The sequence below is a fragment of the Bacillus sp. EAC genome (assembly GCF_002156875.1).
Lineage (GTDB): Bacteria > Bacillota > Bacilli > Bacillales > Bacillaceae_G > Gottfriedia.
This window is the reverse complement of sequence record NZ_NCSY01000005.1, coordinates 83,173-107,143: the sequence shown is the minus strand read 5'-3', so window position 1 is coordinate 107,143 and position 23,971 is coordinate 83,173. Positions and strand designations below refer to the sequence as shown.

The window sequence follows — 23,971 nt, the reverse complement described above, 5'->3', positions numbered from 1 at the left end:
GGGAGAAATACGGTGGAGCAGGTTGTTATCATACAAGATAAAAACGAGATTGAAAGTGTGCTTCAGCAAAGCAAGCAATTTGGGCTGTTTAAAATATGTACCTATTCCTATAGAGATTTTAAAGAAGAGGTACATCTTGGATTTTTAAAAGGTTGTCTAATTTTGAAAAAAAGTCGATCACTAGATGAATTCATACCATTAATAATGAGAATTAGAAGAGTTACAAAAGTTCCTATTATTTTATTAGTGGATATGTATGATTCGTTTGAATCGGCGATTTGCCTAGAAGCTGGGGCTGACGAATATGTTGCTTATCCCATCCATCCTAGAGATCTATCTGCAAGAATAAAAGCAGTAATGAGAAGAAGTTATCAAGAGAAATTTGAGGAAGAAAAAGAAACAATTCTTAATTTCGGTGATATCACAATTTATTTAAACAGAGAAGAAGTATATCGAAATAAAACAAGAATTGATTTAAATGGTAGAGAATTTGCTATCTTATTATACTTGTTAAAAAAGTCAGGGAGAATTGTAACTAGAGAAGAATTGATGGAGGCTATATCTGTTTATAAAAACAAAAGATTGATCGATATATATATTCATGGATTGCGTTCGAAAATAGAAGATCTTCCTAATTTCCCTAAATTTATTCGAACGATTAAAGGGAAAGGATATCGTTTTGAACATGATTACTCAATCTAAGTTATAGGAAAGAACCCTATTTTTTTAAGGGCTATTTTTTTGAAAATTCACATTATCTTTACATTCCATTAATTTCAGGTAAACATTGTCTGAATATACTTACACTTGTAGTTTCTTGTAATAAATTGAAGAAAAGTGGTGTAAGTAGTGAAAGAAGATGATGTAAAAAAAATAAGTAAAAGATCTAAAATGGATAGTAAGCAAATTGTTGAAACTGTTTTTAAAGCTAAAAAACAATTGTTTAATCTATTTAAAAGACTACTTCGAAAACGTACGAAATCGAATGTAGTTACTCTAAAGAAAGTATTCATCGAAAGATTTACACTACAATCTAGATTAGTTTTATTTACTGTATGTTTAATTTCCTTATCCATGACAGTTGTATCTGTTATATCCTATCAAAAAGCTAAAGATACAACTATATCAACAATGAATAGTCGAATTGAACGAGAAGCTTCTATTATGAAAGAAATTTCTCAAAGCTTACAATATCGATACATAGGAAATGAAGAAGGCTACCAAAAAGCCTTAAATACAGTTGTTAGAAATCAAATGGCCAATTTAGCTCAAGATGGATTAGCTGCTACAGCATTTTTTATATCTGAAGATCAACAGGTTGTACCATATAAAGTAAATCTTCATGCAAATAGTCAGATTTTAGAAAATGCAAAAACAGATATAACTAAAAATCAACACGGAGTAAATCAACTAGATTTTGAAAATAAGTCATTTACATACGGATATACAAAAATTAGTGAGTTAAAAGGATATTATGTAGTAGTCATTGATAATAACTCGTTTATGTGGAAGATATATGATATGAAAAAAATCTTTATCTATTCAATATTTATCAGTATTTTGATAACGATAATTGCTACATATTTTGTTGTTAAGAAAATAATTAAACCACTTGAGAAGTTAAGAGATGTGATGAGAGTCGTTCGAACTGGAGATTTAACGATTGAAATCGATACGAATTCAACTATTCCTGAAATCGTCTCACTAACTAAAAGTTTTAAAAGTATGATTGAGCAAATGAGACAAATGTTATCTAATATTGATACAACTACTATATCTTTAGTAAATACGTCAAAAGAATTACAACAAACAGCTGAACATTCTCTGTTTTATACGAAAAATTCATTAGAATCGATGAAAATCGTAAAAATGGGTGCAGAAGAAACGGCAGGTAGTTCTACTACTAGTAATAACGTCTTCCATAATATGAAAGAGGAATCTGAAAGTGTATTACATACAATGAAAAATGTAATGGAAGCATCTGTAATCATGAATAACTCGGCAAAAGATGGTGAAGAAAATGTCAGTTTATTATTACAATCATTTCTTCAAATTCAACAAAAATGTACTCAATTAGAAAGTACGATTCAAGAAGTTTCTAACCATAGAGCTCAAATTTCGAAAGTAGTAGGTTGGATTCGTTCAATTGCAGATCAAACTAAGTTACTTGCTTTAAATGCATCGATTGAAGCTGCAAGAGCAGGGGAAGCAGGTAAAGGTTTTGCCGTAGTTGCTAGAGAAGTTCAAAATCTCGCAATTCAAAGTTCCGAAGCTACTGAAGATATCGCTGAATCGATTAGTATAATGGAGAATATGATCGCTAATGTGACTATGGAATTCAATCATCTAGCAAAAGAATCGGAAAATAGTACGAAAACAGTTAAAACTTCTCGCTCAGCATTTAATTCTTTATTAATAACGATCTCCGACATTAACTCAAAAATAGCAAATATGCATCAAGAACTCTCGAAGTTTAAAGATACATTACCTTTAATGGAAGAAACGACACTTCAGTTTGGTTCAATTTCTCAACAAACACTTGCTAGTGCTGAAGAAATGATGGATGCATCAGATGAACAGATGAAACGGATGGAACAGACATTTGAAAATAGTCAGCAATTAAATACGGTTGCACTTTCATTAACTACATTAACTAATAAATTTAAAGTGAACTAAAAAAGCTAATTGAATCCATCTACAAATGGATTCAATTAGCTTTTATTTTCTATATTATTTAATACTGATCTTTAAACAGTGTGAATCTGATGCTAACTACCTTATTCTGCGTGATGTAACATATACGTGTAAGTTGAGTTATAAATATGCTCTAAATCTGCATCCGTCATAATAACTAAATCTTCAGTTGAAAGTCCTCTCGCCTGCGCTAAAAATTGCACCATGTTTTTTCGTTCTTCTCTACTCATGTTCAACACTCCTTTTAGATTAGTTTTGTTTACTCTGTATTAATACAGTATATTTAATTAATAATTATTATATAACAGAAATTAGAGAATGTGCTATATTTTTTTAAAAAAATTACTAAAAATTAACTTCTATATAAAAAAATCATTTCATGTTATTATTTTATTATATTGATATAATAAATATCGAATAATTTGATTTTATGATGAAATCATTACTAAAGTACTATGTAAATTTTTTAATTGTTGACGAAGAGTGAATTTTCTAATTTTTTTTGACGCTTTTTTCTTCGGATATTAATGATTATTTATGAGTATTTACCTACAAAAAGATTAACTTCAAATACTTTTGATGCTATAATGTCTTAGGTATGCGAAATTAATGATATTTTAACAAAATTTAATATAGATTTAATGAAGTTATTAAGGAGGAAACAATGGAAGAAAAGATTTCTTTAAAAGAACTATTCAACGTATTAAAAAAACGTTTAATTATGATAATTATTATTACATTAATTTTTGGTATAGCTGCTGGTTTAATTAGTAAGGTGTTTTTAACGCCAATTTATGAATCTTCAACACAGTTATTGGTAAACCAAAAAGAAACAGATAGTTCATCAATATATCAAAATAATCAAGTCCAGACAAATATACAGTTAATTAATACGTACAACGTTATAATAAAAAGCCCTTCAATATTAGATGATGTTATTCAACGAATGAACTTGGATTATACAGCTAAAGAATTAAATGAAAAAATCACTGTAGTTAGCCAGAAGGATTCACAAGTATTTGCAGTTACTGTACAGGATCCAGACCCAGAACAAGCTCGTGATATTGCCAATACGGTTGCCTACGTATTTACGAAAAAAATCGGACATATTATGAGTGTAAATAATATAAGCGTTTTAGCTAGAGCGGAAATCAGTGAACATCCAGATCCGATTAAACCAAATACAAAGTTAAATACTTTAATAGGTCTAGTTGTAGGACTAATGCTTTCAGTAGGGATTGCCTATTTATTAGATTATCTAGATAACACAATAAAAAATCAAAAGGAATTGGAAGATTTATTAGGATTGCCTGTTCTAGGAGTAATTTCACAAATGGATGAGGACAATCTAATACCACAACCAAAAAAGTCGCTTCTAGAGAGATTAAGAAAGGGTGGTAAAGGTGTTTAAAAAGAAAAAAACTATAAATAAAAAACGATTTATTGTTACATTTACAAACCCTAAATCGCCAGGTGCTGAACAATATCGTACTGTTCGTACTAATATTCAATTTTCTTCAATCGATAAAGAATTACGCACAATGTTAGTTACGTCTTCTGAACCATCTGAAGGTAAAACGACTACTATTGCCAATCTCGCTGTGACTTATGCGAATCAGGGAAATAAAGTTTTATTAGTTGATGCGGACTTACGAAAACCGCAAATACACTCCTTATTTCAAGTTGAGAATTTTGAAGGATTATCATCTGTTATTGTTCAAAATAAGCTAGTGTCGGATGTAGCACAGAAAACGAAAATTGAAAATTTAAGTGTGTTAACATCAGGCCCGATTCCACCGAATCCATCTGAATTACTATCATCTAGTAAAATGAAAAAATTAGTAGAAAGTCTAAAAACTGAGTACGATATGATTCTTTTTGATGCGCCACCAGTACTTGCTGTTACGGATGCTCAGATTATGTCGAAGAATGTAGATGGAACTGTATTAGTTGTTCGTAGTAATCAGACAGAAAAAGAAAAAGTGCAAAAAGCAAGAGAACTATTAGAAATTGTAAATGCAAAAATTCTTGGTGTCATTCTGAATGGGGTAGAGCAAAATAAGGACACTTATTACTACTATGGTAACGAACAATGATTGATTTACATTGTCATATTTTATACGGACTTGATGATGGTCCTAAAACTATAGAAGAAAGCATTGAAATGGCAAGGACTGCTGTTGCAGATGGCATCCATACAATCTTTGCTTCACCTCATCATCAAAATGGTCAGTATACGACTGAACGAAATGTTATTTTGCAGAAGGTAGACGAGCTTAATAAAGTTTTAAAAAATGAATCGATTCCTTTAACGATATTACCTGCTCAAGAGGTTAGACTTTATGGGGAATTAATTGAAGACTTGCAGAATAATAAAATTGTTACAGTGAATGAAGGGAATCGTTACTTATTGTGTGAACTTCCTTCTTCTACTATCCCATTATTTACTGACAAAATGTTTTATGAATTACAAGCTCAGCGAATTCAGCCGATACTTGTTCATCCAGAACGAAATAAAATTTTACTGAACGAGCCAGATCGTTTATATAAGCTAGTACAAAAAGGTGTGTTGACACAAATAACTGCTTCATCAATAACAGGGCAGTTTGGGAAAACAATCCAAAAATTTTCTTTAAAATGTATTGAATCTAATTTGGCACATGTCATTGCATCAGATGCCCATGATACAAAAAATAGGGTTTTCCAATTAACAGAAGCATATAAATTGATTCGTGATAAATTTGGAACACAAACGGAATTCATGCTAAAAGAAAATGTTCAGGCAATCTCAGATGGAATTGTAATTTATCCAGAAGAACCTATTAAAATAAAACAAAATAAATTGCTAAGTTTACTAGGCTTATAGCAAATTCTAAACACATAGTTAGTAGTTAATCTAATTGTGTGTTTATGTCGTTGAATAATAAAATTAATTTGAATATGGGAGGGAATGCGATGAAAAAAGTAAGAAAAGCGATTATACCTGCTGCGGGTTTAGGTACTAGATTTTTACCAGCTACTAAAGCTATGCCCAAAGAAATGCTTCCGATTGTCGATAAACCGACTATTCAATACATTGTTGAGGAAGCTGTTAAATCTGGAATTGAAGATATCATTATTGTAACGGGTAAAGGAAAACGTGCAATTGAAGATCATTTTGATAATTCATTTGAACTAGAACATAACTTAATAGAAAAAGAAAAATACTCATTACTAGAAGAGGTACAAGCCCCATCTAACATTGAGATTCATTATATTCGTCAAAAAGAACCAAAAGGTTTAGGGCATGCAGTGTGGTGTGCACGAAAGTTTATCGGAAATGAGCCATTTGCAGTTTTGCTTGGTGATGATATTGTTGAGGCGAAAACACCAGGTTTAAAACAACTAATTGACCAATATAATCAAACTTATTCTTCAGTGATTGGTGTACAAACTGTTCCAGAAGATGAAACTTATCGATACGGAATCGTGGATCCTCTTGTTCAAAATGGAAGAAGATACGAAGTGAAAAATTTCGTTGAGAAACCAGCTAAAGGTACGGCTCCATCTAACTTAGCTATTATGGGACGCTATGTATTTACACCTGAAATTTTTATGTTTTTAGAAGAACAAAACATCGGTGCTGGTGGGGAAATTCAGCTAACTGATGCAATTCAAAAGTTAAATGAAATTCAGAGAGTATTTGCATATGATTTTGAGGGTACTAGACATGATGTTGGGGAAAAGTTTGGATTTATTAAAACAACGATTGAGTTCGCATTAAAAAATGATGAATTAAGAGAAGAATTACTAGATTATTTAACAAAATTAGTTGGTAAATAAGAAAAATTTCAAAAGGGTGAGGAACATCGATGAAGACAGCTAAAGTACAAGATTCGCCTTATTATAATTACCCTTTATTAAAGGATGAAAGTATTGAGAAGAGTTTCTTTTATGTAATTTCAAAAAGGTTATTAGACATTGTCGGTTCGTTGGTTGGTCTTATATTATTGCTACCAATTTTTATTATTGTTGCAATTTTAATTAAGATTGAAGATCCAAAAGGACCGATATTTTTTAGTCAAGTCCGTGTTGGAAAAAATAATAAAGAATTTAAAATGTATAAGTTTCGCTCAATGGTTACTGATGCGGAAGAAAAATTACAGCAATTGTTAAAATACAATGAAGTATCAGGTGCTATGTTTAAAATGAAAGACGATCCGAGGATTACGAATATCGGAAAGTTTATTCGGAAAACATCGATAGACGAGTTACCTCAGTTAATGAATGTTTTAATTGGAAATATGTCGCTTGTTGGACCAAGACCGCCACTTCCAAGAGAAGTAAGTGAATATACAAATTATGATATGCAAAGATTACTTGTAACACCAGGATGTACTGGCCTTTGGCAAGTAAGTGCTAGAAATAGTGTAGGATTTGAAGAAATGGTAGAGCTGGATTTAGAGTATATTCAGAATCGAACAATTATATACGATGCAACAATCATTTTTAAAACAATAAAAGTATTATTTGGTTCTAAAAATGCTTTCTAAAATTACTTGTTTAGTAAAGTATTAGGGCATCTAGATGAATAATTACAGGAGTTGGATATGGAGATTACTGAACGAAATATTAACGTAGTAACAGTCACTTATGGAGATAGGTGGGAATATCTTAGAGAAATCATCAATAGGGTATGTTCTTTTGATGAAGTTACATCAGTAATTATTGTTGATAATAATTCATCATACAGTGTGAAAGAATATGTTAAGGGTGAATTTGATAAGTTTTCTGAAAGAATCATTGTAATAAGTTCAGAAGTGAATTTAGGCTCTGCTGGAGGGTTTAAAAAAGGCATCGAAAGGTCATTACAGGAAAAAGGAAGTCTGGTATGGCTATTGGATGATGATAATTTACCGAGTGAAAATTCAATAGAGCATCTAAAGGAAGCAGCTTATAAATTAGAAAATCAAGATAACTATATACTTTGCCTGTATAGAAAAGATTGGAAAGAATTACTTAAAAATAAAGGGCAAAAGTTAAATATGAATAGTTTTTTCCAATTCAGTATTGTTAGTAAAATTAAGAAGTTAATGTCAAAATACTCTAATAAACAAAACATTAAAAAAGATGAATTTGAGGTTTCTGATCTCTTAAATCTTGATTATGCTCCTTATGGTGGTTTGATATTCCCAAAAGAGATAGTTAGCGAAATTGGATTACCGAATGAGGATTTTTATTTATATGTTGATGACACGGAGTTCACTTACAGAATGACAAAGAGTGGATATAAAATATATTGTGTTGTAAATAGCACAATAACCGATCTTGAAAGTTCTTGGTTTAGAAAAAAACACGAGCCTATGTTTTTGAGTTTCTTTAAAACAGAACATTCATATAGAGGGTTAATGAATATTAGGAATAGGGTCTATTTTGAAAAAAAATATAATACTCAGAGTAGTATTATTTATTTTGCAAATATGGTCACATATTTAGTATTTGTTTTATTTATTTATATGCCCAAAAATAAAAATGGGTTTAAAAAGTATCTTTCGATAATAAAATCGATTCGTCAAGGATATGAAGGTAAACTTGGAAAAGATATTAGGTAATAAGACTAATTAGAAAAAATGTGTATTAACTATATGATTTCAATTGAATATAAAACTGATATTGACTTAGGAAAGGTTTAATATGAAAAAAAAGGTTATTATACATTCAATGTATTTGAAAAATATGGATTCATTTATTGATTATTATAAAAAAAATGGACTAGATAAATGGATAAAATTAATAAAAATAGAGTCTGGAAAAAGTAAAATTTCTACAGATTATATTAAAAAAATTTATTACACATTATTTAGAAATTATGATGCCATAGTTTCTGATTATCCAACAACTCTTCTTGAGAATAAAAAAGCTACCAGTATTGCAATGGGGCATGGAACTGCAATAAAAAGATTTCCTTCCACCGCTGAATTAAAGCATAAAAAAAATCTCAAATTAAGTAAAACGGTTAAATCAGCTGATTACTTTGTCACTACAAGTGATAGACAGAACAATTTGGAATATAGAAATCCTATATTGGATCAATATTCTAATAATGAATATATATCATTAGGTCTTCCTAAAAACGACTATTATTTCGATGAGAAGAATGTAATAAATACAAATAAAAAGATTAGAGAAAAGTTAGGGTTCTTAGATAATCAATTTATTGTAGTTTATGCCCCTACTTGGAGAGATTTTAAAAGTGGGAATGAAAGAATAACAAAGAACGATTTAATAAAAATAAATAAATTATTAAAAGAACTCAATGGATACTTAATATATAGACCACATCCTTTAGGTGGTACGTTTGATGGGGATATTCTGGAAGAACTTAAACTAGAAAATATTATTCCATCCAGTTCGATTGATATAGATTTATTTGAAACATTATGTATTTCAAATGCTTTAATATCAGACTATAGTTCAATTGCAATTGAATATCTTCCACTAAAAAAACCAGTGTTATTCTTTTTATTTGATCAAGAAGAATATGAAGTTGAACGAGGTATTGAATTTGACTACTTAGATTCATCGATTTCACCTGGAGTTGTAGTCAAGACGGTTGATGAATTAATAAATGAACTGAATAATGTGATTGAAAATAAATATCAAGATTCTTATTGGGTAAATAGAAGAAAAATATGCCTTGAAAATCATTATAAATACCCAGATGGTAAATCTGCTGAAAGAATTTGGAAGTTAATATTAAAAGAATTAACTTAAGCATTAATATTAGAAAAATGTATCGTAGAGAAATAAAATGATTTCCTAATTTAATACTTCTTTATGTTAAAAAATGTATAAAGGGAGTGGAGAGATGAAAAAAGTAATTACTTACGGTACTTTTGATATTTTGCATTACGGTCATATTAATATATTGAAAAGAGCTAAATCTTTAGGTGATTACCTAATAGTAGGATTATCATCTGATGAATTTAATAAATTAAAGGGTAAGAAATCTTACTATAGCTATGAACACAGAAAAGCAATATTAGAAGTTATAAAATATGTTGATGAAGTGATTCCAGAAGATAATTGGGAACAGAAGGTAACCGATGTAATGGAACATGATGTAGATATTTTTGTAATGGGTGATGATTGGGAAGGGAAGTTTGACTTCTTAAAAGACCATTGTGATGTTGTCTATTTAAAAAGGACACCAAATATCTCAACTACAAAAATAAAGCAAGATTTAAAAAAAGATGTCAAAGTATTAATTAAAAATTAAAAATTCAAGTCAAATTTCTAGCAAGAGATAAAAAAGTAAAATAATTCTAAATGATATACTTGAACATGTTTTAAGCAACTTTTTATTTAGTGATATATTTATTTGTTCTAGAAATAGCTGTTATTTTAAAATATTACGTTTTTTGTGACTATTTAAAGTTTAGTTAGATACGTGATTTTAGAGGTGAATAATGAAACTAAATAAAATAGTTGTTAATAATATACTTCAAATGGGCTTTATTCAAATGATTAACTATTTATTTCCATTAATAACAGTCCCATATTTATTACGAACAATTGGTTTATCAAATTATGGAATTATATCTGTTGAAATTTCAATCGTTCAAATTCTATTAATATTCTCTGATTATGGTTTTACTTTTACAGCAACACAACGTATTGCTGTGAATGACAAAATTGATGGCAAATTAGTAAGTGTCATCTATACGTATAAAGCGATAATGGCGCTTTTTATTGCATTTATAATGGTCGGAACACTTTTTATCCTAGATTTAAATAAAGAAATGATCGTCTTCCATATTGGCTTTTACTTTTTTTTCCTTTCACAATCGTTGATTCCTTCATGGTTGTTTAGAGGTATTAATAAAGTAAGTTATGTGTCAATTTTAACTGTTGTATCGAAACTATTAACCCTTTTATTAATGTTTTTGTTAATCGTAAAAAAAAGTGATTATTTTTTATTGGGAGTAGTATATGCAGTCCCAACTATGTTGACTTGTATAGTTGCACAGATACTTGGAAGAAAACATGGATTAAATTTTAAGAGAATTAATCGTAATTCGATAATAACTGAAATTAGTGAGGGTAAAGATATATTTATTTCAAACATTGTTGGTGTTTTATATACATCATTAAATGTAATAGTTGTTTCGTTTTTCGGTGGAAGTTATGCTGCGGGTATTTACGCAACATGTGAAAAATTGATTGGTTTAGTGAATAGTATCACAAATGCTGTATCACAAGCTGTTTATCCAACAGTTTGCAAATATATTGTTAAACAAGAATCGAAAATTGAACAGATTAAAGTATCAATCAAATATTTTGGTTGGTGGAATATTTGTACATTTATTGGTGGAATATTAATTTTGATTTTAGCTCCATTGCTATTAAAAATAATTACTGGTACCCAAGTAACTAACACACAAGTACTTACATTAAGAATAATGAGTTTTATTCCTTTTTTGATTAGCTTAGGACATTTATTTGGAATTCAAACGCTTATTCCTCTAAAAAAATCAAAATCAGTAAGAAACGCTGTGACAGTAGGTGGAGTAATTAATATAACTTTAGGGATGTTGCTATCATGGATGTTTAATGCACCTGGAACAGCAACCGCAATTCTATTGTGTGAAGTAGCTGTAGTACTAAATGAATACTTTTCAATCGTGTCTTATGTTAAACAAAAGGAAGGCGGTGTAAAAATTGTCGTCGATTAACTTGAATGCCATCATCGTAATATACAATAAAAAAATCGAAGAGTGTCCAACATATATCGGTGTTGAACACATTCTTTCTGAAACCAAAGCTGAACATATTCATAAAGTATATATATTTGATAATTCAACAGATAAAGATATAAGAGAACATAATCAGCAGTTTATAAATGCTCAACAATTGGATGTTATCAAATATATTACGCTTTTTAATAATGTAGGACTTGCTAAAGCGTATAATACAGTTTTAAAAATGATTAGTGAGGATAATTCCACACGTTTTGATTTAAGTTCGAAATGGCTTCTTATACTTGATCAAGATACTGAATTAACGAAAGAATATATTGAAGCTTTTTATAATGAGTATCAAAATAATTCTAAAATCGGATCATATGTGCCAAGAATTTATGGTAAACACCATATAATTTCTCCTTTAAAAGTAAACAGAAAATATTTTGGAGATAGTTTTGATATGGCAGATCAAGAACCATCTGGTTTGTTAACTCAAAGATTTTCCGCAATTAATAGTTGTTCGATAATAAATGTTGGCGTTCTTAAAGAATTGAATGGGTTTAATGAAAACTTTCCAATCGATTACTTAGATTACTATACTTACTATGCAATGTGGAAAAAAGGATATTTAGTTTATTGTTTAGATGTAGATATTAATCATGATTTATCATTCGATACTTTTGGTGAAGTAGGTTTTGGACGTTATAAAATCTTTCTAAATAGTCAAAGTGAGTATGTTTACGAAGTTGAAAAAAATAGTAAAAAGATGATTTTGTTAGCAAGTTTTCACAATTATCGTAGACATGCATTAAGAACATTACGCAATAGAAGGCTAATATTTTTTGTGAAGGGCTCTTTAATTAGTGCGAAAAATGTTATTAGAATAATTAATAAGAAATGATAAATATATTGTATTCGAAATGAAAGTATTTATTGATAAAGCTTATATTTGGATCTCCGTGGCAGGTCTTTGAAATGTGATTTTTAAATAAGAAAATATCGAAAGGAGGTAGAACTTTGAAAATACTCCATTACTCTTTGGGTTTACCACCATTTCGGTCCGGTGGTCTTACAAAGTATTCTCTAGATTTAATGAATACACAACAAGATTTAGAAAATGAAGTTTTGTTACTATATCCCGGTAAATATTCCATTAATCCTAATCAAAGAATTATTAAGAATAAACCCTACAATCAAATTAAGGTGTACGAGCTGATAAACCCCTTACCTATCCCTCTATTAAATGGTGTAAAAGTTCCAGAACTATTTATGAAAAAAACAAAAGTTGAGGTATTTGTTGATTTCTTATTAAAAATTAAACCTGATGTTGTTCATATTCATACGTTAATGGGTTTAAATAAAGAATTTATTGAGGCGTGTAAACAATTAAAAATTAAGACTGTATTTACAACTCATGATTATTTTGGAATATGTCCTACAGTTAATCTGTTAAACAGTAATGGAAAAGTTTGTGAAAATTTTGAAGAGGGTAAAGGTTGTATTTCATGCAATGCGAATGGATTTAGTATGCCAATGGTGTTCTTGATGCAATCATATCCTTACCGATATTTAAAAGACAACTCCTTGGTAAAACAATTGAGACAAAAGAAAAAAAGTCAAAAAAGCGAAATGCTTGAATTGGATAAATCTGATTCACAAAATGATGAAGTAGATGAGGGACTTGCAGAACAATATAAATTTTTGAGGAATTATTATATTGAAATGTTAAATCTGATTGATGATATTCATTATAACAGCACAATTACAATGAATGAATATCAAAAATATCTCACTCCAAAAGGAAAATATATTCCAATAAGCCATTCAAATATTCGAGACAATCGTATAGTTAAGAACTTTGATAAAGATAAACCACTACAGCTAGGTTACATAGGGCCAATGGATTCATATAAAGGATTTCATTTTTTAATTAATAGTTTAGAGAAATTGAAACTTCAAAATAAAAAATGGCATTTAAATATATATGGAGATGACCGCGTAATCGAAAGTTTAGAAAAAAATTATTACACCTTTAAGGGAAGATTTAACTACTCTGAATTAGAAAGAATCTTTTCTGAAATTGATTTATTAATAATTCCAAGCCAGTGGAAAGAAACATTTGGGTTTATAGGTTTAGAAGCAATGACACACGGTGTTCCAGTATTAGTATCGAATACAGTTGGTTTTAAAGATGTTTTAAGTAACGAAACTGGGATGATTTATGATGGAAGCCAAATTGACTTACTAAATAAAATAAAAAGTATCATTATTGATAGGAATATACTACAAAAAATGAATCAACATATAGTAGAACTGGAATTTAATTTTAGTATGGTTCACCATGCGAAAGAAATGATTTCATTTTACAAAAGTTAAGGAGCTTATATCAGAATGAAGGATATATTTATTATTGGGTCAAAGGGTATTCCGGCAAACTATGGAGGATTTGAAACCTTCGTAGAATTTTTAACGGAAAGAAAAGTAAGTTCCCAACTAAAATATCATGTAGCATGTTTAGCAGAAGATAATAAAGAATTTGAGCATAACGGTGCAAGATGTTTCAATGTAGCTGTGCCAAACATTGGTCCTGCTCGTGCTGTTTTGTATGATATTAAAAGTTTAAAGAGTTGTATTGAATATATAGAAAAAAATAAGATTCAAAATGCAATAATTTATATCCTAGCTTGTAGAATAGGACCGTTTTTACCATACTATAAAAAGAAATTATCTTCATTAGGGGCAAAAATTTACATTAATCCAGATGGACATGAATGGAAACGAAGTAAATGGAATAAGGCTATTCAAAAGTACTGGAAAGTATCAGAGAAATTAATGGTCAAACATTCTGAATTAATCATTTGTGATTCAAAAGGGATCGAAACGTATATCCAAAATGATTATAAAGAATTTTCGCCTAAAACAACATTTATCGCTTATGGTGCAGATACAAGTGTTTCGTCACTTCATGACGATGATACTAAACTAATCGATTGGTTTAAGAAAAAAGGATTACAAAATGATGAATATTATTTAATTGTAGGACGATTTGTACCTGAGAATAATTACGAATTAGTAATACGTGAATTTATGAAATCTAATTCAACTAAGAACCTTGCAATTATTTCTAATGTAGAAAAAAATAATTTTTACGAAGGTCTACTCGCTAGAACAAAATTTGATACTGATTCACGTATAAAATTTGTTGGTACTGTATATGACCAAGAACTGTTAAAAAAAATTCGTGAAGAAGCATTTGGTTATTTCCATGGACACGAGGTTGGTGGTACGAACCCTTCATTGTTAGAGGCGTTAGCATCTACACAGCTTAACCTACTATTAGATGTAATCTTCAATAGAGAAGTAGGCTCGGTTGGAGCAGTTTATTTTACGAAAGAAGAAAATTCTTTGGCGGATTTAGTAAACAAGGTCGAACGATTTTCAAAAGAAGAAATTTCAGATTTAGAATCAAAAGCAAAAAAACGAATAAAAGAAGAATATTCATGGAGTAAAATTATTTCTGAATATGAGGAAGTATTCCTTAATAACTAAAATTGAAAAAATAAGACATCTAGGAGATATGCAGATGAAAGGTATTATTTTAGCTGGGGGAAGTGGAACTCGCTTATACCCATTAACGATGGTAACAAGTAAACAATTATTACCGGTTTATGATAAACCAATGATTTATTATCCTCTTTCTACATTAATGTTAGCGGGCATTCGAGAAATTTTAATTATTTCAACACCTGAAGATACTCCACGATTTGAAGCACTATTAGGAGATGGTTCTCAATTTGGACTTTCATTGCAGTACAAAGTACAGCCAAGTCCAGATGGATTAGCACAAGCCTTTATTATTGGTGAAGAGTTTATTGGTAATGATCCAGTTGCGATGGTGCTAGGAGATAATATTTATTATGGTAGTGGAATGCGTAAAATTTTATTAAATGCTGCTAAAAAAGAAAGTGGATCAACAGTTTTTGGCTATCACGTAAATGATCCAGAACGTTTTGGTGTTGTTGAATTTGATGAAAATGGCAAAGTATTAAGTGTTGAAGAAAAACCAAAAAAGCCAAAATCAAATTACGCAATCACTGGCTTATATTTTTATGATAACCGTGTCGTAGAGATTGCGAAAAATGTAAAACCATCTGAGCGCGGTGAATTAGAAATTACTGCTGTAAACGAAGCGTATTTAAAACTTGGTGAGTTAGAAGTATCACTACTAGGTCGTGGATACACATGGTTAGATACAGGGACTCATCAAAGTCTTGTTAGTGCGACAAACTTTGTTAGAACTGTAGAAGAACATCAAGGAATAAAAATTGCTGCTCTTGAAGAAATAGCATTTATCAATGGATGGATTAGTAGAGAGCAATTACTTGAAGCAGGTGAATCATTAAGTAAAACTGGCTATGGACAATATTTAATGAAGGTAGCAAACGGAGAAATTAAATATTAATTCAGGGATAGCGAGGAATGAATCAATGAAAAAAACAGAAACGCCAATAAAAGATTTATTTGTACTTGAACCAAATGTATTCGGGGATCATCGAGGTTGGTTTATGGAAACTTATAGTGAATCAAAGTTTACTGAGTTAGGTATTAATTTAACTTTTGTTCAAGATAACCAATCATTTTCAGCAACAAAAGGGACTTTACGCGGTTTGCATTATCAATTAAACCCAAAAGCTCAATCGAAATTAGTTCGTTGTACTAGAGGGTCGATTTTTGATGTAGCAGTTGATATACGAAAGGGAAGCCCAACATTCGGTCAGTGGTTTGGAATTGAACTTTCAGCAGAAAATAAAAAACAACTGCTTATACCTCAAGGGTTTGCGCACGGATTTATGACATTAATGGACGATGTCGAAGTTCAATATAAGGTAGATGAACTTTATGCTCCTGATTGTGACCGAGGAATTATTTGGAATGACCCATCGATTGGAATCGAGTGGCCTATTGATATTCAACCAGTATTATCTGAAAAAGATGAAAAAGCTCCTTTATTAAAAGATGCAGAAATGAATTTTTCATATGGAGATAAAAGTGAATGAAAATAATCGTTACAGGCTATAATGGTCAACTTGGATTTGATGTTTTCCATACAGGTAAACGTGTTGGTTTAGAAATGATCGGAATAGGTAGAGAAGAATTAGATATTACAAATGAACAAGATGTATATAAATTCGTAGATAGTGTAAAGCCAGATGCAATTATCCATTGTGCTGCATATACAGCAGTTGATAAAGCTGAAGATGATCAAGAAAATTGTTGGAATGTGAATGTTGAGGGTTCTAGATACTTAGCAAAAGCTGCTGAAAAACATAACGCAAAATTTATGTACATTAGTACTGATTATGTATTTAATGGTCAAGGTGAAAAGCCTTTTACTGAAGAAGATTTACCTAGTCCAATTGGGTACTATGGTTTAACGAAGTATGAGGGTGAAAAAGTTGTTCAAGAACTTTTGGAAAAATGGTTCATCGTTCGTATTTCATGGGTATTTGGAATAAATGGAAATAATTTTATTCGTACGATGTTGAAGTTATCTGAAACTAGAGATGAATTGAATGTAGTTGGTGATCAATTTGGTTCACCAACATATACGTATGATTTGTCTCAATTATTAATTGAGATGATTGTAAGTGAGAAATATGGAATTTACCATGCAACTAATGAAGGCTATTGTAACTGGGCTGAGTTCGCAAAAGCAATTTTTAATGAAGCAAATAGAAATGTAAAAGTAAATTCTATTACATCAGAAGAGTATCCGACCCGTGCCATTCGTCCGAAGAATTCTCGATTATCTAAGCAAAAATTAATTGTTAACGGATTTAAAAAACTACCATCATGGCAAGAGGCTATGAAGCACTACATCAAGGAATTAACACATGAGGTGAAATGAAAAATGACAAAGAAAAAAGTATTAGTAACTGGTGGAGCCGGCTTTATTGGTGGGAACTTTGTTCAATACATGGTTGAAAAATATCCAAACTACGACATCTTCAATTTAGATTTACTAACTTATGCGGGCGATTTAACGAAGCATAAAGAAATCGAGCAAAGAGATAACTATCATTTTGTGAAGGTTGATATTGCAGATCGTGAAGCAGTAATGACATTATTTGAAAATGAAAAATTTGATTTTGTAACGCATTTTGCTGCTGAAAGCCATGTTGATCGTTCGATTACTCATCCAGAAATTTTCGTACAAACAAATGTACTAGGAACACAAGTTTTATTAGATGCTTCTAAAAAACACGGAGTTTCAAAATTTGTTCATGTTTCGACAGATGAAGTATATGGTGAGTTAGATTTCGATCCAACAACATTTTTTACAGAAGAGACACCATTACAACCAAATAGCCCGTACAGCGCGAGTAAAGCGTCATCGGATTTATTAGTCCGTGCATATCACGAAACATTTGGATTACCGATGAATATAACACGTTGCTCTAATAATTATGGCCCATTCCATTTTCCAGAAAAATTAATTCCACTTACAATTTCTCGTGTATTAAATGAAGAGAAGGTACCAGTTTATGGAGACGGAAAAAATATCCGTGATTGGTTACATGTATTAGATCATTGTGCAGCAATTGATTTAGTATTACACAAAGGTGTAAATGGTGAGGTTTATAATGTTGGTGGTCATAATGAAAAAACTAATTTAGAAGTAGTTAAGACTATCATTGAAGCATTAGGAAAGTCCGAAGATTTAATTGAGTTTGTAACCGATCGATTAGGCCATGATAGACGTTATGCCATCGATCCAACAAAATTAGAAAAATTAGGATGGAAACCAACTTATTCATTTGAAACAGGTATTAAACAAACAATTGAATGGTATCTGGATAATAAGTGGTGGTGGGAACAAATCATAAGTGGTGAGTACAAGAACTACTTTGAAAATCAATATAAAATTCAATAAACAAAATTAAATGACTAATTTAAGTCTACCGAAATTGGTTGCCTTAAATTAGTCATTTTCATTAGTTAGTTAATAATTACGAGACACTTCGAACCATTTTCCAGTAGTAAACCGAAATTTTATTAAACCGAATTTTGGGAGTGATGTATTAGTAAAGTTTTTTAATATTAGTTCGGAGCTATTTTTTATTTTTACATTATTATTGAATGCAATTATTGTTACTTCATTACCACTAAAAGTATCAGAAAAGCCTTTTATTTCCATTGTTTCAGTTGGATATAAATTAAATTGATTCAAACCATCTACTTCTATAAAGTTCGGATTATCTGTAATAGTTTTTGTAACGTTATTTATTGTATTTAGCCCGTTTTTATCTATATTATTTGTTGATGTACAATCACCTTCTAATGAATAGATTGAATTCGGGGCATGATTATTATTTACATAAATATTTTTAGAAGATTCATCAACTTTTATGGCATATTTTTTAATAGAAGATAAAGAATTATTACCATAATAATGATCTGCTTGACCAACCTGAGTAATAATATTGCATGATATATTTATATTCGCTGTTCCTGAGCCAATATGAATACCAGTCATACTAGGATTTTGTATTGTATTATTAGAAATGTTTCCAATCATTTCATTTGTTTTTTCGAAAATATCCCCTTTTTGAATTGAAATGGCAGGGGACGGTACACGTTGACCACTCCATGGAATATTATTATTTGAAATAAGAAAATTGTTAATTCTTTTTAATATAATTGCTTCCGTACCTGCTTCAAATAGGTTGTTACCTATTATATTAACGAAGTTTCCGAAGTCAATATTTATATTATTTAATTTAGTTTGATTTTTACTTGTGTGACTAGAAAAGAAGAAAGTATTCCCTTTAACAATTAAGCCGTCAACACCTTTACCGTATATATGGGAATAATTTATGCCTGAATCAGCTTGATTATTGATAAATTGGAAATCTCCTATTGAATAGTAGCGTCCGGATTGGAAAAAATTGTCACTATCAATGTATAAACAATAATTTGCTGAATGGAAAACATTGTTACTAATTAGGACTCTAGATGTGTGTTGTTCAATAGGTTTTGGTCGTACATAAATGCATTTATCGTAATTGAAAAATGTACAATTATAGATACGCCCTTTTCTTGCGTTCTGTAATTCGATTGCATTTTTATTCTTTGATATAGAATATCTTCGAAACGTTAGTCCTTCTATACGAAAATCTAAATCATTTACATTTTTCTGATCACCAACAACAATGCAACCATCGAGAATCGTACCATTACCAAAGAGGTGAACATCTTTAGAAGTTAGTTTAATTTCAGTTACTTTATAGTAACCAAATGGAAAAAATACTGAACCTCCTTTTGAAGGGGAGACAGATGAAATTGCTTTATTAATAGCTTCGGTATCGTCTGTTATACCATCGCCTTTGGCACCAAACCATTTAACATTAATGCCACGGTCGCCGAATTCATTATCAATCTTTACAAAATTTTCAACAATCTCTCTTAAACTAAAATTGTCTGTTTCAACCCAATAATTCATTTTTAAATTTGAAGTTTTTTTAGAGCTCATTTTTATGCCTCACCTATAATTGTAATTTTAAGAGATTGATATGTATTATTTGAAAAAAATAAAGGTTATTTTATCTCAAATATTATATTGTAAGTAAAGTTATTATTATTAGGGAAAGATAAGAGTGCATTATCTGAAAAACCTAAATATATTTAACTATTCAAAAATAACTATAAAGTTATTTTTACATTATAATAATAAGAGTGGAATCTTAAAGGATTTCCATTTTTTGTAATATTAAAATGACGAAGGTTTTTTAATGAAAATTGTCTAATTTCGTAATAATAAACAAAGTATATACCTAAAATAGATCGAAATTAAATAGTGAAAATGAACTAACTATTAGCATAAATTAAAAGGATGTTTGGAATGATGTTCGGATGAAAGAAAATAGTACAAGTATAAATCAAAATATTATAGTAAAAATTTACACATATTATTTTGTTACTTCAATTCTATTGGTTGCAGGTAATAAAACAATAACCGAATTATTTTTACTTTTAGGGGAACGGAAATTTGGGATTTTATCAAAGGAAAGGATTATATTATTGGCGTTTTTATCACTAATAGGAACGACAATATTATTCTTAAGACGAAATTTATTTATCACAAAAAAAACACTGCTCGCTATATATCTGATACTAATTTTCGTTTTATCTATTTTTATACTAGCTTTTACGAATAATCTTGGTGTTAAGAAATTTTTTGACGAAGTATTTTATTATTATTGGATCGCATTATTTTTTATGTTTTATGGAATGAAAATTACCTTTATCGAGGAAGTAAATGTTAAAAAAATGTTTGGAATATATATCCTTGCACAGTGTTTTTTAGGAATCATGCAATATGTTCTTAGAAAACCGTTTGTAATAACCACTTATAAAGGTGAACCATTATTAAATACAATTTATTATTTAAATGGAATTAGCTCTGCAAACGACATCCTTTATTATATGGGGGCGCAAGTTCGTGCTTTTGGATTAACTGACAGTGGCTTAACACTTGGCTTGTTTTCACTAGCTCTTTTTAGTGGTTACTTCTATACTGTTTTTTCGAAAAGAAAATTTGAAAAGTTAATTAGTCTATTCATTATTTTTGTTACACTGCTTTGTTCCTTTATGACTATCACGAGGAATATTTATTTAACTGGTTTATGTTTGATAATCTTATTAATATTTTTGAAATCAGTTTCTAGTTTTAAAGTGAAGATAGTTAAAATTTATTACTTAAGTATGATTATTTTTAATTTTATATTTGTTACTTCGGCAGAAATTTTTATTAATTTATTAAGTACTAAATTTACAAATTTTAATTTTAGTACTTTATATAGTCGCACAATTGGCTATCATCAAGTGTTTAACCAAATAGAAATAGATTTTGTACATATATTATTTGGTTCTGGAGTCGTACCTTCAAGGCAATTATTTATCGATAATGATTTTTTATTTATTTTTGCAAATGTTGGAATAGTTATCTATGTAATGGTACAAATAATAATTATCTGTGTCTTATTTAAAGGTCTTAACGGGCTTTTAAGCAATAAGTATAACTCAAGTTTTATTAAAGGATTAATTGTTTTTTTAGCCAGTTATCCAATTATCAGTTTAATAAATGCTGTTATTTATGTTTATTTCCCAATCGCACTTATCATTTATGCTCTATTATTGAACATGGATAAAAAACACAACAGTGTAATTTGATTATTGAGAATTCAAAGAAAATATACAGGGAATAGTTAGATATAGTAAAATAGTCATGTTAGTTTACAAAAATTAAGGATAAATGAAGGAGAATCGTTTTGTCTAGAAGAGAAAAACATTCAAAAAATAAAATGTCTACAACAAAGAAAGTTTTAATAAGCATATTAACTGTGTTGGTATTAATTGTTGCCGGAGTAGGTGTTTATGCTTATACAATTTATAATAATGTAAATAAAACTTCAGAGAAAATTCATAAAGATATTAAAAAGACTGATAAACGTGAAGAACAAGTCAATGTTGAGAAGAAACAACCATTTTCAATTTTATTAATGGGTGTGGACCATCGTAAAGGTGATGTAGGCCGTGCAGATTCGATGATTTTATTAACTGTTAATCCAGAAAAGAAAACAACAAAAATGGTTAGTATTCCACGAGATACTCGTACAGAAATAGTAGGTAAGGGAAAAGTAGATAAATTAAATCATTCTTACGCATTTGGTGGCGTGCAAATGACAATTGATTCAGTTGAAAATTTCTTAGATGTTCCAGTCGATTATTATTTAGAAGTTAATATGGAAGGTTTCAGAGATATCGTTGATGCAGTTAATGGCGTTGATGTTGTAAATGATATGGATTTTACTTACGAAGGAACACATTTTAAAAAAGGTCCACTTCATTTAAATGGGGAGTTAGCTTTAAAATACTCTCGTATGCGTAAGTTAGATCCAAGAGGAGATTTTGGACGTCAAATGCGTCAACGTCAGGTAATTGAAGCTGTAATTAAAAGAGGTGCTAACGTTTCATCTTTAGGAAATTATCAGGATATTTTAAAAGCAATCGAAAAAAATGTATCTACGAATTTAAATTTAAATGAGATGATTTCAATTCAAAAAGATTATCGAGACGCGGCAAATAAAATTGATGAAATTCAAATTACAGGTAAGGGAACAAAAATAAACGGGATTTATTATCTAATAGTTTCTGATGAAGAAAAAAATTATGTAAAAGCCGAGCTGAAAAATAACCTTGGTTTAAATGATACAAATACTACAGGAACTAAATAAAATTCATTTACTTTACATTTATAAATGTAATTCTTTACGAAGTAAGTTATGATAGGTAGGTACATAAGTGATCTACCTATTTATCGTGAAAAAAGGAGAATTGAAAAATGACAGTTAAAGTAATGACAATTTTTGGGACAAGACCTGAAGCGATTAAGATGGCTCCACTTGTTCTTGAGCTTGCAAAATATCCAGAACAAATTGAATCAATTGTTACGGTTACAGCTCAGCATCGTCAAATGCTTGATCAAGTATTAGGGATATTTGAAATTACGCCTGATTATGATTTAAATATAATGAAAGATCGTCAAACATTAATAGATGTAACAACTCGCGGACTTGAAGGTTTAAATAAAATAATGCAAGATGTGAAACCGGACATTGTCTTAGTACATGGTGATACGACTACTACTTTTATTGCGAGTCTTGCTGCATTTTATAATCAAATTGCAATTGGTCATGTTGAAGCTGGTTTACGTACTTGGGATAAGTATTCACCTTACCCAGAAGAAATGAACCGTCAATTAACAGGTGTTATGGCAGATATGCATTTTGCTCCAACTACTAAATCTGCTCAAAACTTAATGGCTGAAAATAAAAAAGAAAATACAATTTTTATAACAGGTAATACTGCAATTGATGCGTTAAAAACGACTGTAAAAGAAGAATATTCACATCCAGTACTCGATACAGTTGGAAATGATCGTTTAGTATTAATGACCGCTCATCGTCGTGAAAACCTTGGTGAACCTATGCGTAATATGTTTAAAGCGATTAAACGATTAGTAGAAAAACATAATGATATTCAAGTTGTTTACCCTGTTCATATGAATCCTGTTGTTCGTGAAATTGCGAATGAAATTTTAGGTGAAGATAACCGTATTCATTTAATCGAGCCTTTAGATGTTATTGACTTCCATAACTTCGCTGCTAGATCGCACTTAATTTTAACAGATTCAGGTGGCGTACAAGAAGAAGCACCTTCATTAGGAGTTCCAGTATTGGTTCTACGTGATACAACTGAACGCCCAGAAGGTATTGAAGCTGGAACGTTAAAATTAGCTGGAACTGAGGAAGAAGTAATTTTCTCTTTAGCTGATGAACTATTATCTGATGAAACAGCACATGCAAAAATGTCGAAAGCTTCGAATCCGTATGGTGATGGAGAAGCATCACGTCGAATTGTTGAAGCGATTATTAACCATTTTAATAAATAAAACGAAATGCGGAAGGTGTTTGTCCAACAGCGACAAGCAT

The 23,971-nt window shown here is 30.0% G+C and carries 23 protein-coding genes; 21 read left to right on the top strand and 2 right to left on the bottom strand.

Annotation, left to right across the window (positions count from 1 at the left end):
* Nucleotides 1-12: 12 nt before the first annotated feature.
* Together B7R65_RS10745 and B7R65_RS10740 are read left to right on the top strand one after the other, a co-directional pair.
* Entirely contained in the window at nt 13-702 is a 690-nt protein-coding gene (locus tag B7R65_RS10745) for a winged helix-turn-helix domain-containing protein (protein ID WP_088042783.1), read from the top strand.
* 189 nt (nt 703-891) lie between these two features.
* Complete coding sequence (locus B7R65_RS10740; RefSeq protein WP_483861138.1) at nt 892-2,676, top strand: methyl-accepting chemotaxis protein; 1,785 nt, start codon at nt 892-894, stop codon at nt 2,674-2,676.
* A 101-nt stretch (nt 2,677-2,777) separates the two neighbouring features.
* On the opposite strand, the gene B7R65_RS10735 is transcribed toward B7R65_RS10740, so the two are convergent.
* Complete coding sequence (locus B7R65_RS10735) at nt 2,778-2,924, bottom strand: BH0509 family protein (RefSeq protein WP_088042781.1); 147 nt, start codon at nt 2,922-2,924, stop codon at nt 2,778-2,780.
* 434 nt (nt 2,925-3,358) lie between these two features.
* On the opposite strand from B7R65_RS10735, the gene B7R65_RS10730 reads away from it, so the two are divergent.
* From B7R65_RS10730 to rfbB, 16 genes are all read left to right on the top strand, one after another.
* Nucleotides 3,359-4,105, top strand: a complete 747-nt coding sequence (locus B7R65_RS10730) for a YveK family protein (protein WP_088042780.1) — start codon at nt 3,359-3,361, stop codon at nt 4,103-4,105.
* A complete protein-coding gene (locus B7R65_RS10725; protein WP_088042779.1) occupies nt 4,098-4,790 on the top strand; it encodes a CpsD/CapB family tyrosine-protein kinase in 693 nt (230 codons plus the stop codon). Before B7R65_RS10730 ends, B7R65_RS10725 begins: the two co-directional genes overlap by 8 nt.
* Nucleotides 4,787-5,560, top strand: a complete 774-nt coding sequence (locus tag B7R65_RS10720) for a tyrosine-protein phosphatase (RefSeq protein ID WP_088042778.1) — start codon at nt 4,787-4,789, stop codon at nt 5,558-5,560. The genes B7R65_RS10725 and B7R65_RS10720 overlap by 4 nt, the downstream gene beginning before the upstream one ends.
* Nucleotides 5,561-5,649: 89 nt before the next feature.
* Complete coding sequence (galU, locus tag B7R65_RS10715) at nt 5,650-6,516, top strand: UTP--glucose-1-phosphate uridylyltransferase GalU (protein WP_088042777.1); 867 nt, start codon at nt 5,650-5,652, stop codon at nt 6,514-6,516.
* A 29-nt stretch (nt 6,517-6,545) separates the two neighbouring features.
* On the top strand, nt 6,546-7,226 hold the full coding sequence (locus tag B7R65_RS10710) for a sugar transferase (RefSeq protein ID WP_088042776.1): 681 nt from the start codon (nt 6,546-6,548) through the stop codon (nt 7,224-7,226).
* A 57-nt stretch (nt 7,227-7,283) separates the two neighbouring features.
* Nucleotides 7,284-8,285 (top strand): glycosyltransferase, encoded by a 1,002-nt coding sequence (locus tag B7R65_RS10705; protein ID WP_088042775.1) that lies wholly within the window; start codon nt 7,284-7,286, stop codon nt 8,283-8,285.
* A gap of 82 nt (nt 8,286-8,367) precedes the next feature.
* Entirely contained in the window at nt 8,368-9,447 is a 1,080-nt protein-coding gene (locus tag B7R65_RS10700) for a CDP-glycerol glycerophosphotransferase family protein (RefSeq protein WP_088042774.1), read from the top strand.
* Nucleotides 9,448-9,541: 94 nt separating this feature from the next.
* Nucleotides 9,542-9,952, top strand: coding sequence for a glycerol-3-phosphate cytidylyltransferase (gene tagD, locus B7R65_RS10695; RefSeq protein ID WP_088042773.1), 411 nt, complete (start codon nt 9,542-9,544; stop codon nt 9,950-9,952).
* Nucleotides 9,953-10,142: 190 nt separating this feature from the next.
* Entirely contained in the window at nt 10,143-11,408 is a 1,266-nt protein-coding gene (locus tag B7R65_RS10690) for an oligosaccharide flippase family protein (protein WP_088042772.1), read from the top strand.
* Nucleotides 11,395-12,318 carry a glycosyltransferase gene (locus tag B7R65_RS10685; protein ID WP_088042771.1) on the top strand — a complete coding sequence of 308 codons (924 nt, stop codon included), beginning with the start codon at nt 11,395-11,397 and terminating at the stop codon, nt 12,316-12,318. Before B7R65_RS10690 ends, B7R65_RS10685 begins: the two co-directional genes overlap by 14 nt.
* A 116-nt stretch (nt 12,319-12,434) precedes the next feature.
* Nucleotides 12,435-13,793, top strand: coding sequence for a glycosyltransferase (locus B7R65_RS10680; protein WP_088042770.1), 1,359 nt, complete (start codon nt 12,435-12,437; stop codon nt 13,791-13,793).
* 15 nt (nt 13,794-13,808) lie between these two features.
* Entirely contained in the window at nt 13,809-14,966 is a 1,158-nt protein-coding gene (gene cps2T / locus B7R65_RS10675) for a beta 1-4 rhamnosyltransferase Cps2T (protein WP_088042769.1), read from the top strand.
* 34 nt (nt 14,967-15,000) lie between these two features.
* Nucleotides 15,001-15,879, top strand: a complete 879-nt coding sequence (gene rfbA / locus B7R65_RS10670; protein ID WP_088042768.1) for a glucose-1-phosphate thymidylyltransferase RfbA — start codon at nt 15,001-15,003, stop codon at nt 15,877-15,879.
* Nucleotides 15,880-15,904: 25 nt separating this feature from the next.
* Nucleotides 15,905-16,474 (top strand): dTDP-4-dehydrorhamnose 3,5-epimerase, encoded by a 570-nt coding sequence (rfbC, locus tag B7R65_RS10665; RefSeq protein WP_088042767.1) that lies wholly within the window; start codon nt 15,905-15,907, stop codon nt 16,472-16,474.
* A complete protein-coding gene (gene rfbD, locus B7R65_RS10660) occupies nt 16,471-17,325 on the top strand; it encodes a dTDP-4-dehydrorhamnose reductase (protein ID WP_088042766.1) in 855 nt (284 codons plus the stop codon). Before rfbC ends, rfbD begins: the two co-directional genes overlap by 4 nt.
* 3 nt (nt 17,326-17,328) lie before the next feature.
* Nucleotides 17,329-18,351 carry a dTDP-glucose 4,6-dehydratase gene (rfbB, locus tag B7R65_RS10655; protein WP_088042765.1) on the top strand — a complete coding sequence of 341 codons (1,023 nt, stop codon included), beginning with the start codon at nt 17,329-17,331 and terminating at the stop codon, nt 18,349-18,351.
* Nucleotides 18,352-18,420: 69 nt separating this feature from the next.
* Here rfbB and B7R65_RS10650 read toward each other — a convergent pair whose 3' ends face one another.
* Complete coding sequence (locus B7R65_RS10650) at nt 18,421-19,950, bottom strand: glycosyl hydrolase family 28-related protein (protein ID WP_088042764.1); 1,530 nt, start codon at nt 19,948-19,950, stop codon at nt 18,421-18,423.
* A gap of 380 nt (nt 19,951-20,330) precedes the next feature.
* Here B7R65_RS10650 and B7R65_RS10645 point away from each other — a divergent pair, with 380 nt between their 5' ends.
* From B7R65_RS10645 to wecB, 3 genes are all read left to right on the top strand, one after another.
* Nucleotides 20,331-21,650 (top strand): hypothetical protein, encoded by a 1,320-nt coding sequence (locus B7R65_RS10645; RefSeq protein WP_088042763.1) that lies wholly within the window; start codon nt 20,331-20,333, stop codon nt 21,648-21,650.
* Nucleotides 21,651-21,781: 131 nt separating this feature from the next.
* Nucleotides 21,782-22,714: a polyisoprenyl-teichoic acid--peptidoglycan teichoic acid transferase TagU gene (gene tagU, locus B7R65_RS10640; protein ID WP_088042862.1), complete on the top strand. Its 933-nt coding sequence runs from the start codon at nt 21,782-21,784 to the stop codon at nt 22,712-22,714.
* Between the two features lie 107 nt (nt 22,715-22,821).
* Nucleotides 22,822-23,931 (top strand): non-hydrolyzing UDP-N-acetylglucosamine 2-epimerase, encoded by a 1,110-nt coding sequence (wecB, locus tag B7R65_RS10635; RefSeq protein WP_088042762.1) that lies wholly within the window; start codon nt 22,822-22,824, stop codon nt 23,929-23,931.
* Nucleotides 23,932-23,971 lie beyond the last annotated feature (40 nt).

What these genes read in the sequence shown, in the direction of transcription:
- B7R65_RS10740 (WP_483861138.1), top strand. Translation starts at nt 892, where the DNA reads ATGGATAGTAAGCAAATTGTTGAAACTGTTTTTAAAGCTAAAAAACAA.
- B7R65_RS10735 (WP_088042781.1), bottom strand. Translation starts at nt 2,924, where the DNA reads ATGAGTAGAGAAGAACGAAAAAACATGGTGCAATTTTTAGCGCAGGCG.
- B7R65_RS10730 (WP_088042780.1), top strand. Translation starts at nt 3,359, where the DNA reads ATGGAAGAAAAGATTTCTTTAAAAGAACTATTCAACGTATTAAAAAAA.
- B7R65_RS10720 (WP_088042778.1), top strand. Translation starts at nt 4,787, where the DNA reads ATGATTGATTTACATTGTCATATTTTATACGGACTTGATGATGGTCCT.
- galU (WP_088042777.1), top strand. Translation starts at nt 5,650, where the DNA reads ATGAAAAAAGTAAGAAAAGCGATTATACCTGCTGCGGGTTTAGGTACT.
- B7R65_RS10710 (WP_088042776.1), top strand. Translation starts at nt 6,546, where the DNA reads ATGAAGACAGCTAAAGTACAAGATTCGCCTTATTATAATTACCCTTTA.
- B7R65_RS10705 (WP_088042775.1), top strand. Translation starts at nt 7,284, where the DNA reads ATGGAGATTACTGAACGAAATATTAACGTAGTAACAGTCACTTATGGA.
- B7R65_RS10700 (WP_088042774.1), top strand. Translation starts at nt 8,368, where the DNA reads ATGAAAAAAAAGGTTATTATACATTCAATGTATTTGAAAAATATGGAT.
- tagD (WP_088042773.1), top strand. Translation starts at nt 9,542, where the DNA reads ATGAAAAAAGTAATTACTTACGGTACTTTTGATATTTTGCATTACGGT.
- B7R65_RS10690 (WP_088042772.1), top strand. Translation starts at nt 10,143, where the DNA reads ATGAAACTAAATAAAATAGTTGTTAATAATATACTTCAAATGGGCTTT.
- cps2T (WP_088042769.1), top strand. Translation starts at nt 13,809, where the DNA reads ATGAAGGATATATTTATTATTGGGTCAAAGGGTATTCCGGCAAACTAT.
- rfbA (WP_088042768.1), top strand. Translation starts at nt 15,001, where the DNA reads ATGAAAGGTATTATTTTAGCTGGGGGAAGTGGAACTCGCTTATACCCA.
- rfbC (WP_088042767.1), top strand. Translation starts at nt 15,905, where the DNA reads ATGAAAAAAACAGAAACGCCAATAAAAGATTTATTTGTACTTGAACCA.
- rfbD (WP_088042766.1), top strand. Translation starts at nt 16,471, where the DNA reads ATGAAAATAATCGTTACAGGCTATAATGGTCAACTTGGATTTGATGTT.
- rfbB (WP_088042765.1), top strand. Translation starts at nt 17,329, where the DNA reads ATGACAAAGAAAAAAGTATTAGTAACTGGTGGAGCCGGCTTTATTGGT.
- B7R65_RS10650 (WP_088042764.1), bottom strand. Translation starts at nt 19,950, where the DNA reads ATGAGCTCTAAAAAAACTTCAAATTTAAAAATGAATTATTGGGTTGAA.
- B7R65_RS10645 (WP_088042763.1), top strand. Translation starts at nt 20,331, where the DNA reads ATGAAAGAAAATAGTACAAGTATAAATCAAAATATTATAGTAAAAATT.
- tagU (WP_088042862.1), top strand. Translation starts at nt 21,782, where the DNA reads ATGTCTACAACAAAGAAAGTTTTAATAAGCATATTAACTGTGTTGGTA.
- wecB (WP_088042762.1), top strand. Translation starts at nt 22,822, where the DNA reads ATGACAGTTAAAGTAATGACAATTTTTGGGACAAGACCTGAAGCGATT.